Raw genomic sequence first — 15,216 nt, forward strand, 5'->3', positions numbered from 1 at the left:
ACACTCGCTATGTCAGATTGTCGGACAATCAGGCAATCGCCGGATCAGTGTCTGGAGGAATCCATGGAGCAGCTCAGCTGGGGCCGTCACTACGTGATGGTCGAGCCGGCGCACTTCCGCGTGGAGTACGTCATCAACCCGTTCATGGACCCCGCCGACCAGCCCGATCCCGAGCTGGCGATGGCGCAGTGGCGCGAGCTCGTCGCGACGATCGAGCGCTGCGGCGGCACCGTCGACGCGCTCCCGCAGCGGGCCGACGCCCCCGACATGGTCTACGCGATGAACCTCGGCCTCGGCCTGGTCGCCGAGGACGGCACCCCGCAGGTCGTGATGTCCCACATGCGCTACCCGCAGCGCCGGATGGAGACCGAGTCGGCGCAGCCCTGGTTCGCCGAGCGCGGCTTCGCGACGTCGTACGTCGGTCGCGACGGCGTCGGCGCCCACCTGGAGGCCGGTGACGCGTTCGCGTTCGGCGACGCGCTGGTCGTGGGCTACGGCCCGCGCACCGAGGAGCTCGCGCTCAAGCATCTCGCGTCCGACCTCGGCATCCGGGTCCGCGGGCTGCGGATCACGCACCCGGGGATGTACCACCTCGACCTGGCCTTCTGCCCGCTCGACGAGCGCCGCGCGCTGGTCTGTCCGGCCGCGCTGGACGAGGCCTCGGCCGCCGCCCTGCTCGACCTCGTGCCCGAGCCGCTGGTGCTGACCGAGGAGGAGGCGCTGACGACGTTCTGCGCCAACTCGATCGTCATCGGCAACGTCGTGATCATGCCGGCGTGCCCCGACCGGGTGCGGGCGCAGCTCGAGGAGTGGGGCTTCGAGGTCGTGATCCTCGACCTGTCCGAGTTCCACAAGGGCGGTGGCTCGGTCCGCTGCCTGACCAACCCGGTCGACGTCCGCATCGGTCGTGACCTGCCGTCCGTGCCTGGTGGCGAGGTCGTGCTGCCGCCGGTGTGACGCGTCACGGGTTTCCCCGGCTGCCCGGGGAAACCTGCCGACACGCCGTTGCGGCAACGGCGTGTCCGCAGGTTTCGGCTGACAACCCGGCCGGATCAGCCCGTGGACGCCCAGTTGCCGTGGAAGCCGGCGGGCACGCGACCCGGCAGGTGTACGGCGGCCACGTCCTCCAGCGTCTCCGCGTCGAGCAGCATCAGGTCGCTGATGCCGGCCGCGGGATCGAAGACGTAGCCCATCAGCACGCCCGCGTCCTCGGCCGAGTCCGGCGCCGACGGCACGAAGCAGAACTCGCTGACCTCGCGACCGGCACCCAGTCGGCGCTCGGTGGTGGTGCCGGCGACGAGGTCGTGCTTGAGCACCGAGTCGCCGGTGCGTACGCCGGTCGCGACCACGCCGGCGGCGTACCCGTAGCGGTGCCGGCGGCCCGTGAGCCGCTCGTCGTGGCGAGGGAACTCCTGGCTGTGCTCGTCGAAGCGGTGCTCGCGGACCTTGCCGGCGGCGGTGTCGATGGTGAAGCGGGTGAGGTACGCCGGGCCCTCGTTGGGGCCGGTGAAGTCGCTGGCGAACATCCGGTCGTGGCGGACCACGTCGATCATCACGTCCGACCCCTCCTCGTAGGCGTTGAGGGTGTGGAAGACGTAGCAGGGGTCGATCTCGCACCACTGCACGTCGGCGCTGGTGCCCTCGCGCGGGAGCAGGCCGATCCGGGCCGGGTAGTCGGCGTCCCAGGAGTACGGCAGGACCCGCGCGGTGCGGCCCCGGCGCAGCGTCTGGTCGATCAGCCGGTCCGTCGCCTGGAGCTGGCCCTGCAGCGGACGCGGCGCCTCGCCCGCGACCATGCCCAGGTCGAAGGTGACCGGCAGGTCGTAGACGACGAGGTAGTGCTCGGTCAGCGCGCAGTCGTGGATCATCGGACTGCCCGTCACCTCGATCTCGGCCTGGTGCCGGACCCGGCCGTCGGTGCCGATGACGGAGTAGTCGACGAGGTTGCCGCGCGCCCAGTTGTACGAGACCGCGTGCAGCTCGCCGGTGTTCGGGTCCTCGTGCGGGTGGGCCGTGTAGCCGCCGGTGACCGTGCCGAGGTCGCACGGCCCGACGGTGTCGAGGTCGTGGGTGAGCTCGTACGGCTTGGCGCCCGCCTCCACGATCGCGAGGGTGCGCCCGGCGTGCTCGAGCACGTTGGTGTTGGGCGGGAAGTCGTCGCCGTGCTGGCGGACGTAGCGGTTGCGGTACCACCGGGCGTGCCCGTCCTCGAGGCGTACGCCGTGCACCATCCCCTCGCCGAGGAACCAGTGGTAGCCCTCGCCGGGATCGGTCGCCGGGTTGGGTCCGATCCGCAGGTAGCGGCCGTCGAGGTGGTCGGGGATCGCCCCGGTGACCTCGAGGTCGAAGGCCGTGAGCTCCTCGTGGACGGGAGCGAAGCTGTCCTGCAGGTAGCGGTTCATGGTCGTCTCCTCTGCCGGTGACGCGCGACATAACAGCGTTATCAATCGACCATAACGCCGTTATGACAGCATGGCAACCATGAGCTCTCCCGCTGGACCGGCCGACGTCGACGTACGCCGCCGCCTCATCGAGGTGGCCGCCGACCTGCTCGGCGAGGAGGGCCCCTCCGCTCTCAGCGCCCGCCGCCTCGCCCGCGAGGCCGGCACCTCGACGATGGCCGTCTACACGCACTTCGGCGGGATGCCGGGACTGGTCCGGGCCGTCGTGGCCGAGGGGTTCGCGCGGCTCTACGCCCGGGTGGCGGAGGTCGGACAGAGCGACGACCCGTTGGCCGACCTGGTCGCCTCGGCGGCGGCGTACCGCGCGCACGCGCTGGCCGACCCGCACCTGTTCTTCGTCATGTTCGGCTCCGCCTCGCTGGGGGAGTACCGCCTCACCGAGCAGGAGCTCGAGGTCGGCATGGCCGCGTTCGGGCAGCTCGTGACCGCGGTGGAGCGGGTGATGGACTCCGGGCAGATCCGGCGCGGCGACCCGGCGGCGGTCGCCGGCCAGTTCTGGGCGGCGCTGCACGGCTACGTGATGATCGAGCTGAGCGGCCTGAGCCATGTGGTCGAGGACCCCGAGGGCGAGATCCTGGCGCCGCTGCTGATGAACCTGCTCACAGCGCTTGCTCCCTGAGGGGTGAGCGAGCCACCCGCTGGGTAGCCTCGGCGACGTGTTTCCGGTCGGTGGCGTGGGGGTGATGCTGCTGCTGGTCGCGGTCTCGGGCCTGGCCTGCGGTCTGCTCGCTCTCGTGCTCCGACCCCGGCTGGGTTGGCTGTCGGCCCTGTCGATCGCCGGGTTCGTCTGGTCGATCGCGGTGATCGCGTCGATCACGCTCATCCCGGCCAACGGCGCCCCGGGCATCGTCGCCGCGGAGGGTCGGCTGACCACCTGCTCGTGGGACATCGGCGGCCCGGCCCCCGACGGCTTCTGGATCTTCTCCGGCGGGCAGCGGCTGCTCAACATGGTGGTGTTCGTCCCGGCCGGTGTGCTGCTGGTGCTGGCCTGCGCCCGCTGGCGCGCCGCCTGGGTCCTGGTGCCGTTCGGCCTGGCCGGTCTGGCGGCGTACTCGATCGGGATCGAGGCCACCCAGCTCGCCCTGGCCCGGATCGACCGGGCCTGCGACGTCACCGACGTGATCGACAACGTCACCGGCGCCGCGCTCGGCGTGGGCATCGGAATTGTGCTGGCTCTGGTGCTCCGGCCCTGGCGCTACCGCCGTACGACGTGAATAGGGTGGTCACGTGAGCACCCCCCAGCCCCGAGCGAACGTGGCGGAGATCCCGCCGTACGTCGCGGGCAAGCCGCCGACGATCCGACCCGGGATGACGTCGTACAAGCTGTCCTCCAACGAGAACCCCTACCCGCCGCTGCCCGGCGTGATCGAGGCCGTGCAGGCCGGCGTCGGCGCGATGAACCGCTACCCCGACATGGGCAGCAGCGCCCTCTACGCCGCGCTGGCCGAGACGTTCGGCGTACCGGCCGACCACCTCTCGGTCGCGACCGGCTCGGTCGGGCTCATCTACCAGCTGGTGCAGGCGTTCTGCGATCCCGGCGACGAGGTCGTCTTCGCCTGGCGGTCGTTCGAGGCCTACCCGATCGCCGTCACCGCAGCCGCCGCGACGGCCGTGAAGGTGCCGGTGCTCCCCGACGGTCGCCACGACCTCGACGCCATGGCGGCGGCGGTCACCGACCGCACGAAGGTGGTGCTGGTCTGCACGCCCAACAACCCGACCGGTCCTGCCGTCACCCAGGCCGAGCTGGACGCGCTCCTCGCACGGGTGCCGTCGCACGTGCTCGTCGTGGTCGACGAGGCCTACCTGGAGTTCGTCCGGATGGACGACGCGGTCGACGGCATCGCGACGTACCGCCGCCACGACAACGTCGTGCTCACGCGCACCTTCTCGAAGGCCTACGGCCTGGCCGGAATCCGGGTCGGGTACGCCGTCGCGCCGGCGCCGATCGCGGCCGCCCTGCGCGCGCTGTCGCTGCCCTTCGGCGTCTCGACGATCGCGCAGGCCGCGGCGATCGCATCGCTGGAGCGCCGCGACGAGCTGCTCGAGCGGGTGGATGCGCTGGTGGCCGAGCGGGACCGCGTCGTCGCCGGACTGCGGGACGTCGGCTGGGATGTGCCCGATGCCCAGGGCAACTTCGTCTGGTTCGGGCTGGGAGAGAGGACGAGGGACTTCGCGTCCGCTGCCGACGAGGCCGGGATCGTCGTACGCCCGTTCGTGGGCGAGGGTGCCCGCGTGTCGATCGGTGAGTCCGAGGCCAACGACCGGCTCATCTCGGTGGCCGCGGTCTTCGCGGGCTAGAGAGATCAGACGACCATGTCGCTCCGAAACAGGGCCATGAGGAGGCGTTCCAGGCGATCCGCGCCGTCAGAACCGACGCAGGGTCCGACGCTCGGCCCGCCGCCGGCTGGGGAGTCAGCAGAGCCGGCCGAGGCCGCGTCGGTCCATGAGGACGACCGGTGCCACTGGTACTACGACGGTGGCGTCGTCTGCGCCCCCGACGGCAGCCAGGACTTCGTCACGGTCACCACGGACCGGGCGGTCTTCGACGAGCTGGACGCGGCTGGCCGTGCCTGTCCGGACTGCGTCGCGATGGTCCACGCGTAGCCAGCGCGCGACACTAGAGCGCCCAGGCGACCGGCAGCACCAGGACCACGAACCGCACGGTGCGGCCGACGAGGCACAGCACGCCGAAGGTCAGTCGGCGCTGGCCGGCCGCGCCTGCCGCCAGGCTGACGATCGCCAGCGGCGGGAGGCCGAGCGTGGCAGAGCCCAGGACGACGAAGGGCCCGGTCGCCCGACCGGCCCAGCGGCTGTCGGCGAGCTTGGCGGCCCAGCGGCCGGCGCCGCGACGAGCGGACTCGAAGAGCACCAGCTTGCCCGCGGTCTGGCCGATCGCGAGGGCGAGCACGAGCAGCACGGCCAGCCACGCATGCGAGCGGGTCGCCGCCAGGATCGCGTAGGCCTCGGCGTTGACGAGGGGGAGCAGCGCCGAGGCCGCCCCGGTCCCGAGCGCACCCAGGACGGCGAGGATGTCGGTCACGGCAGCATCCGCAGGACCCGCGCCGCCGACCAGACCTTGACGGCGCCGACCGCGACGACGACCAGGAGGCCGACGGCGTACCACCCGAGGGCGATCGCGACGACGACGCCGGCGGTGTTGGCGGCCTTCGCGAGCGGGGACCAGTTCAGCCGCCAGACGACCGGGTCGACCAGGTGGAAGTCGTTGGGTCCGAGGATGGGCCAGCAGAGGAACGCCAGCGAGAGCACCGTGTCCAGCACCGCGAAGGACAGCAGGAACGCGACCGCGAGCACCCACGCGCCCGGCAGGTGCGCGAGCAGTCCGGCGCACAGCAGCGCCGTGCAGGCGCGGTCGCTGACGATGTCGAGGACGGCGCCGAGGCGGGTCTCCTGGTCGAGACGCCGCGCCAGCCAGCCGTCGAGGATGTCGCCGAGCCAGTACGCCGCGTACGCGAGCGCGCTGATCCGCAGGTCGTGCGTCGCGATCGCGTAGCCGCCGAGCACCACGGCGACCGCGGTGCGCAGGAGGGTGACCAGGTTGGGCCAGGTGTCGAACCGGCCGACGGGCAGCGGCAGTGGGAGCGGCGCCATGGCCGGGCGGCCGAGAATCGAGGTCGTCATGGCAGCACGCTCGCCCGGAACGGTCCGGTCCAGAACCACCCCGGGTGCCTGGTCGACCGGTACCCCGGTACCGACTTCGCCGGACAGCCGGGACAATCGGGGCAACTGTCGCCGAGACTGGCCGCGTGCGAGATGTGACCACGGGGCTGGCGGACCGCGTCCGGCGCGCGGTGACGGTGCCCGGGCGGGTCCGGCGGGTGCTCTTCTGGGCCTCGGTCATCGCCACGATCTGGTCGTTCACGATCTCGGTGCTCTTCGAGCCGGAGACGGCATCGCCCGCACTGGCGGTCCTGGTCCCGGTCGTGGCGGCCTTGAGCTGGTGGCTCAAGGCCTGGCGCTACGTCGTGCTCGGGGTCGCCGCCGGTGTGGTCGCCGTCTATGTGCCCGACGCGGTCTTCCTGTGGCCGGCCGTCACCGGCCTGGTCTACATCTCGATCGCCGACGACCCGGCTGAGCTGCCCTGGCTGGCCTGGGTGGCCGGCGGCGTCGGTTCGGTGACCTCCTTGTTCGCCTACAGCTACGCCGCGACCCCGGCGCCGTTCCTGGCCGTCGCGCTCGGTGGCGCGCTGGGCATGCTGGTGCGAGCGTTCGACCGCAGCGACCGGCTGGTGGGCGAGACCAGGCAGCTGCGTGGACAGGCGGCGTGGCTGGAGCAGCGCACCAGCCTGGCCCGCGAGCTGCACGACGTGGTCGGCCACCACGTGACGGCGATGGTCGTGCAGGCCGAGGCCGGGCTGGTCGGTGACCCCGAGCGGGCGTTGCGCGAGATCGGCGGTCTGGGCCGGACCGCCCTCGGCGAGCTCGACGCCCTGGTCGTGCACCTGCGCGACCCGGACTCGCCGCTGAGCGTCTCGGCGCCGCCGCGGCTCTCCGACATCGATGAGCTGCTGGCCGCGCCCCTGCGGCACCAGGGGGTCGTCGTCATCGTCGAGCTCGACCCCGAGGTGGAGCTCGACGAGATGACCGCGCTGTCGGCGTACCGGATCGTCCAGGAAGCGCTCACGAACGTCGCACGGCACGCGCAGGCGACGCAGGTCTGGGTCGAGCTCGCGGCGGCGGGCGACAACACGCGGCTACGGGTCAGCGACGACGGCCTCGGCCCTCCGGACGAGGTGACCCGCGGCTCTGGGTTGATCGGCATCGCGGAGCGGGTCACCGCACTCGGCGGGGTCTGGAGCATCGGTCGACGCCCCGGCGGCGGCACGATCGTGGACGCCTACCTGCCGGTGGTCCGATGACGATCCGGGTGGCCGTGGTCGACGACCAGCAGCTGGTGCGCGAGGGGTTCGCGATGATCCTCGGCGCCCAGGCCGACATGGAGGTCGCGGCGCAGGCGGAGGACGGGCGTCAGTTCCTCGACGCGGTGCGCGCCGACCCCCGGATCGACGTGGCCCTGGTCGACATCCGGATGCCGGTCCTCGACGGCCTCGCTGCTACTCGTGCCCTCGCCGCGATCCCGCACGCGCCCGTCGTCATCGTCGTCACGACCTTTGACGACGACGCCTACGTGCTCGACGCGATCGCTGCGGGCGCCCGGGGCTTCGTGCTCAAGCGGTGCAGCGGTCGTGAGCTGGTCGACGCCGTACGCCGGGTCGCTGCCGGCGACTCGATCCTGTCGCCGGAGGTGACCGGCGCCGTCCTGGCGCGGGTGCGGTCGAGCGGGACGTCGGGCACGGCCGACCTGACGGCGTACTCACTGACGAGGCGGGAGACCGACGTCCTGGCGCTGGTCGGCGCCGGGCTCAACAACACGGAGATCGCGGCGCGGCTGCACCTCTCTCTCAGCACGGTCAAGACGCACATCAGCAACGTGCTCGACAAGACCGACAGCCGGGACCGCGTCGCGCTCGCCCTGCTCGCGATCCGGGCCGGCGTCATCGCCTGACGGGCGTGCGTCGATCTCGCGCCAGCGCCGGTCGAGCGCGAACACGACGTAGCGCGGTGCGCCGCAGACCAGGAAGGTGATCAGGTAGGTCCAATAGCACGGCAGCTGGTCGGCCCAGGTCGCCATCTTTGCAAACAGAATTTTGCTATCTGGGCCCCGAGTTCACCCGGCCGACCGGGTGGCGAATGCCGGTCACCGCCGACCGGCCGGTACCGTCCCGGGCGTGTTCTCCCCGTCTGTCGTCCTGTCCACTGCGCTGCTCGCCACCTCGATCGGGGCGCCGCTCCCGGTGCACCACGAGCGACCGGCGCCGAGCGCGGCCGAGGTCAGGCTCGACCGGATGACCCTGGCTCAGCAGGTGGGCCAGCTCTTCATGGTCGGTACGCCGGCGGACCGGGTCGACCCGCGGACCAGGGCGCAGATCGGCCGGTTCCACGTCGGCAACGTGATGCTCACCCGCCGCAGCTACGACGGCGTCCGGCTGCCCAAGCGGGTCTCGCGGACGATGCAGGCCCAGGTCTCGAAGCCCGCCACGGCCGGAGTCCGGCTCTTCGTCGCCACCGACCAGGAGGGCGGGGTGATCCGGGTCCTGCAGGGCCCAGGGTTCTCGGAGATCCCGAGCGCGCTCGAGCAGGGTCGGTGGCGCCCGGCCAAGCTGCGCGCCGCCGCCGAGGGCTGGGCCGGCGAGCTGCGGCAGGTGGGCGTGAACCTCGACCTGGCGCCCGTCCTCGACACCGTCCCGAGCCCGCGAGCGGCGAAGCGCAACCCACCGATCGGCGGGTACGACCGCCAGTTCGGCTACTCCCCGAAGGTCGTCACGGACCACGGGCTCGCCTTCCTGCGCGGCATGACCGCCGGCGGGGTGGCGACCGCCGTCAAGCACTTCCCCGGCCTCGGCCGGGTGCGCGCCAACACCGACACCCGGGCCAACGTCGTCGACCGGGTCACCCGGCGCCACGACCCCTACCTGGAGCCGTTCCGGGCGGCGGTCGAGGCGGGGGCGCCGTTCGTGATGATGTCGACGGCGCGCTACGCCCGGCTCGACCCGAAGCGGCCCGCCGCGTTCTCGCCGTACGTCGTCCGGCGGATCCTCCGCGGCGACCTCGGCTTCAAGGGGGTGGTGATCTCCGACGACCTCAGCGACGCGGTGCAGGTCATCGACGTCCCCGCGGGGCAGCGTGCGGTGCGGTTCATCGCCGCCGGTGGCGACCTCGTGCTCCTCGTCCACCCGGAGACGCTGCCCGCGATGTACCGCGCGGTGCTGAAGCGGGCTCGTGAGGACAAGTTGTTCCGCGCCCGGGTCGAGGCCTCGGCCCTCCGCATCCTCACCGCCAAGGAGCGCCAGGGTCTGCTCTGACGGTGAGGGAGGTTTCGAGGCTCGTCGCCAGCGCTCCTCGCACCTCAACCACCGTGACCGCCATCAACGGCCGGGCGAGTTACCTTCCCGCAACGCATGGCGTGCAGGCTGGGCACCATGTCGGTCAAGGTCGCGCTCGAGCATCGGACCACGTACACCTTCGCCCACCCGGTCAACGTCGCGCCGCACGTCGTCCGGCTGCGGCCCGCGCCGCACGCGCGCACGCCGATCGAGGCGTACTCACTCACGGTGAGCCCGAAGGGCCACTTCCTCAACTGGCAGCAGGACCCGTTCGGCAACTGGCTGGCCCGGATCGTCTTCCCCGACAAGGTCAGCGAGCTCGACATCACCGTCGGGCTGGTCGCCGACCTGATGGTGATCAACCCGCTCGACTTCTTCGTGGAGGAGTACGCCGAGCGCTTCCCCTTCGACTACGAACCCTCGCTCGCGGCCGATCTGGCGCCCTACCTCCGGCCGGTCGACGACAGCGACGCCGCCGGCGCCTGGCGCGAGGGGCTGCCGCCGCTGCCCGCCGACGGGGTGCCGATCGTGCAGTTCCTGGCCGGCATCAACTCCGCCGTCAACCGCGACGTCGCCTACTCGGTGCGGATGGAGGCGGGCGTCCAGGCGCCGGACGAGACGCTACGAATCGGCATCGGCTCGTGCCGCGACAGCGCCTGGCTGCTGGTGAGTCTGCTGCGGCAGTACGGCCTGGCCGCGCGCTTCGTCTCCGGCTACCTCGTGCAGCTGGCCGCCGATCCGGACAGCATGGTCGGCCTCGACGGACCCACCGGGACCGCCCAGGACTTCACCGACCTGCACGCCTGGGCCGAGGTCTTCGTCCCCGGAGCGGGCTGGGTCGGCCTCGACCCGACGTCCGCGCTCTTCGCGGGGGAGGGCCACATCCCGCTCTCCGCGACACCGCACCCGAGCGCCGCCGCCCCGATCGAGGGTGCGACCGACCCGGTGGAGGTGACCTTCTCGTTCCACAACGAGGTGCGTCGCGTCCACGAGGACCCTCGGGTCACCAAGCCCTACACCGACGCCCAGTGGGCCCGCATCGACGCGCTCGGCGAGGCCGTCGACGAGCGGTTGCGGGCCGGCGACGTCCGCCTGACGATGGGCGGCGAGCCGACGTTCGTCTCCCGAGACGATGCGACCACGCCCCAGTGGAACACCGACGCCGACGGCCCCGAGAAGCGCGAGCTCGCCAACGAGCTCGCCGACCGGCTCCGCCAGGTGTACGCCGTCGGCGGGGTCGTGCACCGCGGCCAGGGCAAGTGGTACCCGGGCGAGCCTCTCCCGCGCTGGAACATCGCGCTCCAGTGGCGCACGGACGGCGTCCCGCTCTGGGAGGACGCGGAGCTCTTCGCCGACCCGTGGAGCGGCAAGGCCGATCCCGATGCCGCGGCCAACGCCGAGGCGCTGGCACGACGCGTCACCGAGAGCCTCGGGCTCCCGCACGACCAGCTGCGCCCGGCGTACGACGACCCGCTGGCCGAGCTCGTCGCCGAGGTGCGCAAGCCGGTCGGTGAGCCCGCGCATGAGGACGTCGACGTGGAGGCACTGGACGCCGAGGTCACCGAGGTGCGCGGCTGGGTGCTGCCGCTCGCGACCGGTGAGGACGACTGGACGAGCCCGGCCTGGCGGTTCCGCCGCGGCCGGCTGGTGCTCACACCCGGCACGTCGCCGGTGGGGTTGCGGCTGCCCCTCGACGCGATCTCGTGGAAGGACCCGGAGTACGCCGGCGAGCCGTCGTACCTCGAGTCCGGCCCGCCGCTGCACCCGATCGTCCGGCGGGTGCGGCTCAGCGACCCGGAGGGTGCTCCGACGACGGCGCTGACCTTCGAGGCGCGCGACGGGCAGGTGCACGTCTTCCTGCCGCCGACCGAACGGCTCGAGGACTACACCGACCTGCTCCGGCTCGTCGAGGTCGCCACCCGGCGGGTCGGCTGTCCGGTCGTGCTCGAGGGCTACGGACCCCCGCCGGACCCGCGCCTCACCCAGCTCGTGGTCACCCCCGACCCGGGTGTCATCGAGGTCAACGTGCAGCCGACGGCGAGCTGGGCCGAGCAGCGCGACCTCACCATGACGCTGTACGACGCGGCGCGGCACTGCGCCCTGACGACGGAGAAGTTCGACGTCGACGGGCTGCACACCGGCACCGGCGGCGGCAACCACATCACCCTCGGCGGCACCGAGCCGGTGGACTCGCCGCTGCTGCGCCGGCCCGACCTGCTGGTCAGCCTGATCACCTACTGGCAGCGGCACCCCTCTCTGTCGTACCTCTTCTCGGGCCGCTTCATCGGCCCGACCAGCCAGGCGCCGCGATTCGACGAGGGCCGGCCCGAGGCCGTCTACGAGATGGAGATCGCGGCGGCCGAGATCGCGCGGCTCGCGGGTGCCGGGGTCTCGACAGGCTCGACCACCGGCGCAGCGCCGTGGCTCGTCGACCGCGCGCTGCGGCACCTGCTGACCGACCTGACCGGCAACACCCACCGCGCGGAGTTCTGCGTCGACAAGCTGTACAGCCCCGACTCGTCCCGCGGCCGGCTCGGCCTGCTGGAGCTGCGTGGGTTCGAGATGCCGCCGCACCCGCAGATGGCGCTGGTGCAGGCGCTGCTGGTGCGCAGCCTGGTGGCGATGTTCTGGGAGCAGCCCCTCACCGCTCCGCTGGTGCGGTGGGGCACCCGGCTGCACGAGGACTTCCTGCTGCCCGAGGGCGCGACCCGCGACATCGCCGAGGTCGCCGCCGACCTGCGCGCGTTCGGCATCCCGTTCGAGGACTCCTGGCTGGACCCGTTCACCGAGTTCCGCTTCCCGCGCATCGGGCTGGCGACGCTCGGCGACGGCATCGAGATCGAGCTCCGGTCTGCCATCGAGCCCTGGCACGTGCTGGGTGAGGAGGCGACGGCCGGTGGCACGGCGCGGTACGTCGACTCCTCCGTCGAGCGGCTCCAGGTGCTGGTCCGCGGGATCGACACCTCCCGGCACATGGTGACGTGTCAGGGTGTCCCCGTGCCCCTGACCGCGACCGCCGGCCATGCCGACGAGGCTGCTCACTACGCCGGCGTCCGCTACCGCGCCTGGCAGCCGTGGTCGGCCCTGCACCCGTCGATCCCCGTGCACGCGCCGCTGCACTTCGATGTGGTCGACGTCGACTCCGAGACCTCGCTCGGCGGCGCGACGTACCACGTCGTCCACCCCGGCGGCCGCTCCTACGACCACCCGCCCGTCAACGCCCAGGAGGCGGAGGCGCGGCGCCTCGGTCGGTTCGAGCCGCGCGGCCACACGCCCGGGCGGATCGACGTGGCCGCCGCGATCGACGCGGGCCGGCGCGCGGCGTCCGAGGACTACCCGCGGCTGCTGGACCTCCGACGGGTCCCACCCGCATGACCGTGCTGCGCGACTACGCCGCTGCGGTCACCCAGCCGGCGTTGGGCGTCAGCGCGCGGTACGACGAGGTGGTGGCGCCCGACGGGTCGCTGCGCACCGCCTGGAAGGGTCTGGCCGAGGTTGCCGTCGGTCTCACCGAGGCCGACCTGCGGCGGGTGCACGGCGAGATCGGCCGCTTCCTCTCCGACGACGGCGTCACCTACGCCCGGCCCGGTCGCGGCCACGGCCGGTGGCGGCTCGACCCGGTGCCGCTGGTCATCGACGCCGCAGCGTGGGCGCCGGTCGAGGTCGGCCTCGCGCAGCGCGCCGACCTGCTCAACGCGATCCTCGTGGATCTGTACGGCGAGCAGCGGCTGCTCGCCGAGCGCATCGTGCCGGCGGCGGTCGTCTTCGGCCACTCCGGCTACACCCGCGTGGTCGCTCGCCCCGAGGCCATCGACCCGCGGCCGCTGGTCCTGGCCGCGACCGACCTCGGCCGCGACGCCGACGGCCAGTGGCGGGTGATCGCCGACCGGGCGCAGGCGCCCTCGGGCATCGGCTACGCCATGGAGAACCGCCGGGTCATCTCGCGGGTGATGCCCGAGCTCTACCGCGAGGCCGGGCTGCACCGGATGGAGCCCTACTTCTGGGCGCTGCGCTCCGCACTGATCCAGTCCGCCCAGGGCGACCTCGCTGACCCGCGGGTCGTCGTGCTGTCGCCGGGCAGCCAGTCGGAGACGGCGTACGACCAGGCGTTCGTCGCCTCCGCCCTGGGCTTCCCGCTCGTCGAGGGCAGCGATCTCGTCGTGCGCGACGGCTGGGTCTACCTGCGCGCGCCCGGCCGGCTCGAGCGGGTCGACGTGATCCTGCGCCGGGTCGACGCGGCGTGGAGCGACCCGCTGGAGCTGCGCGGTGACTCCCAGCTGGGCGTCGCCGGGCTGGTGGAGGCCGTACGCCGCGGCCGGGTGCGGGTCGTCAACGGCCTCGGCGCCGGCGTGCTGGAGAACCCCGGACTGCTGCCCTATCTGCCCGCCGCCTGCGAGGCACTGCTGGGTGAGCCGCTCCGGCTGGCGTCGGTGCCGACCTGGTGGTGCGGCGACCCCGACGGGCTCGAGCACGTCCTCGACCGGCTCGACGACCTCGTCGTGACCGAGATCGACGGCCGCCCGGACGCCCTCGCCGACGTGGCGCCCGACGAGCTCCGCGCGCGCGTGCTGGCGGCGCCGTACCGCTATGTCGGGCAGGAGGCGCTGCCGCTCTCGCAATCGCCGACCTGGTCGCGCGGGGGCGCTCGGCCGGCGCCGGTCACGCTGCGCACGTTCACCCTGCGCTACGGCTCGGCGTACCGCCCGCTGGTCGGCGGCATGGCGAGCGGCTGGCTCGACGCCACCACCCCCACGAGCAAGGACGTGTGGGTGCTCAAGGCCAACGCCGGCGACGCCGACCAGGGCCTGTCCGGGGTGTTGCCGATGACGGCGGCGCGGTCGGTGCCGGCGACGGTGCCGCGCGTGCTCGAGGACATGTTCTGGTTCGGCCGGTACGCCGAGCGCGTCGAGGACCTGCTGCGGCTGGTGCTCGCCGCGCACGCGCTGGCCGAGGACTTCGTGACCCGCCCGCGCTCCACCGGCGGCGCGAGCCTGTCGGTGCTGATGGGTGCGGTGCACCGGATGGCCGGCCCGTCGCCGTACGTGGCCGACGACCTCGACTCCGACTTCCGCTCGTTGCTCCTCGACGGCGGCCGGGTGGGCGGCGTGGCCTACGGGCTCGATGGGCTGCGCGATGTGCTGCGCGGCGTCCGCGACCAGCTCTCGCCCGACACCTGGCACGCCTTCGGCGCCACCGACCGCGCGATCGAGGCGCTCGAGGGCAACCCGCACAGCCACCAGGTCGCGGAGAGCGCCGGCCGGATGCTGACCGGGATCCTGTCGCTGCAGGGCGTGACCGCGAGCATGATCCGCGACCCCAGCTGGCACGCGATCGGTCTCGGCCGCTCGCTCGAGCGGGCGCTCCAGGTGTGCCACCTGCTGAGCGCCACCACGACCGAGCGACGCGGCATCGACGTCGACCGTGAGGTGCTCGACGCCGTCCTGGTCTCGACGGAGAGCGCGGTGACGCACCGGCGCCGCTACCGCGGCTACGTGCGGCCGGCCGGGGTCGTCGAGCTGCTGCTGATGGACGCCGAGAACCCGCGCTCCATCGCGTTCTCCCTCGCCACCGCCCGCGATCACCTCGCGGGGCTGCCCGGGTCGACCGGCTCCTCGCGACCCGAGCGCCTGCTCGCGGACCTCCTCGACGAGCTCGCGCAGGTCGACGTCGCGCAGCTGGTCACCATCGGCGGCGTCGAGCGGCCCCACCTGGTGCGCTTCCTCGCCGGCTTCCGGGTCACCCTCGAACGCGTGGCCGACGCGGTCGCCGAGGTGCACTTCGCCAGCGGCCCGCCGCCGCGGCCACTCGGCTCGCTCGGGTCGGCGCTCGTGTCGGAGGCGGGCTCGTGAGAG

Annotated in this window: 13 protein-coding genes; 10 read left to right on the forward strand and 3 right to left on the reverse strand. The window is 72.8% G+C overall.

What is annotated here, in order from left to right; all coding sequences use genetic code 11:
- Positions 1-63 precede the first annotated feature (63 nt).
- Positions 64-957, forward strand: coding sequence for a dimethylarginine dimethylaminohydrolase family protein (locus ABEA33_RS19205; protein WP_345528541.1), 894 nt, complete (start codon positions 64-66; stop codon positions 955-957).
- 95 nt (positions 958-1,052) lie between these two features.
- On the opposite strand, the gene ABEA33_RS19210 is transcribed toward ABEA33_RS19205, so the two are convergent.
- Positions 1,053-2,402: a carotenoid oxygenase family protein gene (locus tag ABEA33_RS19210; RefSeq protein ID WP_345528542.1), complete on the reverse strand. Its 1,350-nt coding sequence runs from the start codon at positions 2,400-2,402 to the stop codon at positions 1,053-1,055.
- A gap of 79 nt (positions 2,403-2,481) precedes the next feature.
- On the opposite strand from ABEA33_RS19210, the gene ABEA33_RS19215 reads away from it, so the two are divergent.
- From ABEA33_RS19215 to ABEA33_RS19230, 4 genes are read left to right on the forward strand one after another with little or no spacing between them, the layout of a single operon-like run.
- Positions 2,482-3,081 carry a TetR/AcrR family transcriptional regulator gene (locus ABEA33_RS19215; RefSeq protein ID WP_345528543.1) on the forward strand — a complete coding sequence of 200 codons (600 nt, stop codon included), beginning with the start codon at positions 2,482-2,484 and terminating at the stop codon, positions 3,079-3,081.
- A 37-nt stretch (positions 3,082-3,118) separates the two neighbouring features.
- Positions 3,119-3,676: a VanZ family protein gene (locus tag ABEA33_RS19220; protein ID WP_345528544.1), complete on the forward strand. Its 558-nt coding sequence runs from the start codon at positions 3,119-3,121 to the stop codon at positions 3,674-3,676.
- A gap of 13 nt (positions 3,677-3,689) precedes the next feature.
- On the forward strand, positions 3,690-4,760 hold the full coding sequence (gene hisC / locus ABEA33_RS19225) for a histidinol-phosphate transaminase (RefSeq protein ID WP_345528545.1): 1,071 nt from the start codon (positions 3,690-3,692) through the stop codon (positions 4,758-4,760).
- Between the two features lie 36 nt (positions 4,761-4,796).
- On the forward strand, positions 4,797-5,066 hold the full coding sequence (locus ABEA33_RS19230) for a hypothetical protein (protein WP_345528546.1): 270 nt from the start codon (positions 4,797-4,799) through the stop codon (positions 5,064-5,066).
- Between the two features lie 13 nt (positions 5,067-5,079).
- Here the strand turns inward: ABEA33_RS19230 and ABEA33_RS19235 are convergent, their stop codons facing one another.
- Positions 5,080-5,502, reverse strand: a complete 423-nt coding sequence (locus tag ABEA33_RS19235; RefSeq protein ID WP_345528547.1) for a hypothetical protein — start codon at positions 5,500-5,502, stop codon at positions 5,080-5,082.
- On the reverse strand, positions 5,499-6,101 hold the full coding sequence (locus ABEA33_RS19240) for a CDP-alcohol phosphatidyltransferase family protein (protein ID WP_345528548.1): 603 nt from the start codon (positions 6,099-6,101) through the stop codon (positions 5,499-5,501). Before ABEA33_RS19240 ends, ABEA33_RS19235 begins: the two co-directional genes overlap by 4 nt.
- 125 nt (positions 6,102-6,226) lie before the next feature.
- On the opposite strand from ABEA33_RS19240, the gene ABEA33_RS19245 reads away from it, so the two are divergent.
- The 5 genes from ABEA33_RS19245 to ABEA33_RS19265 all read left to right on the forward strand — a co-directional run bounded on the left by ABEA33_RS19245 (position 6,227) and on the right by ABEA33_RS19265 (position 15,213).
- Positions 6,227-7,339: a sensor histidine kinase gene (locus ABEA33_RS19245; RefSeq protein ID WP_345528549.1), complete on the forward strand. Its 1,113-nt coding sequence runs from the start codon at positions 6,227-6,229 to the stop codon at positions 7,337-7,339.
- The gene (locus ABEA33_RS19250; protein WP_345528550.1) at positions 7,336-7,986 is read left to right on the forward strand and encodes a response regulator; all 651 of its coding nucleotides are present in this window, start codon (positions 7,336-7,338) and stop codon (positions 7,984-7,986) included. The genes ABEA33_RS19245 and ABEA33_RS19250 overlap by 4 nt, the downstream gene beginning before the upstream one ends.
- Positions 7,987-8,209: 223 nt before the next feature.
- Positions 8,210-9,343 (forward strand): glycoside hydrolase family 3 N-terminal domain-containing protein, encoded by a 1,134-nt coding sequence (locus ABEA33_RS19255; RefSeq protein ID WP_345528551.1) that lies wholly within the window; start codon positions 8,210-8,212, stop codon positions 9,341-9,343.
- 117 nt (positions 9,344-9,460) lie between these two features.
- Complete coding sequence (locus ABEA33_RS19260; protein WP_345528552.1) at positions 9,461-12,739, forward strand: transglutaminase family protein; 3,279 nt, start codon at positions 9,461-9,463, stop codon at positions 12,737-12,739.
- A complete protein-coding gene (locus ABEA33_RS19265; RefSeq protein WP_345528553.1) occupies positions 12,736-15,213 on the forward strand; it encodes a circularly permuted type 2 ATP-grasp protein in 2,478 nt (825 codons plus the stop codon). Before ABEA33_RS19260 ends, ABEA33_RS19265 begins: the two co-directional genes overlap by 4 nt.
- Positions 15,214-15,216: the final 3 nt, after the last annotated feature.

Source organism: Nocardioides endophyticus (genome assembly GCF_039543845.1).
GTDB lineage: Bacteria > Actinomycetota > Actinomycetes > Propionibacteriales > Nocardioidaceae > Nocardioides > Nocardioides endophyticus.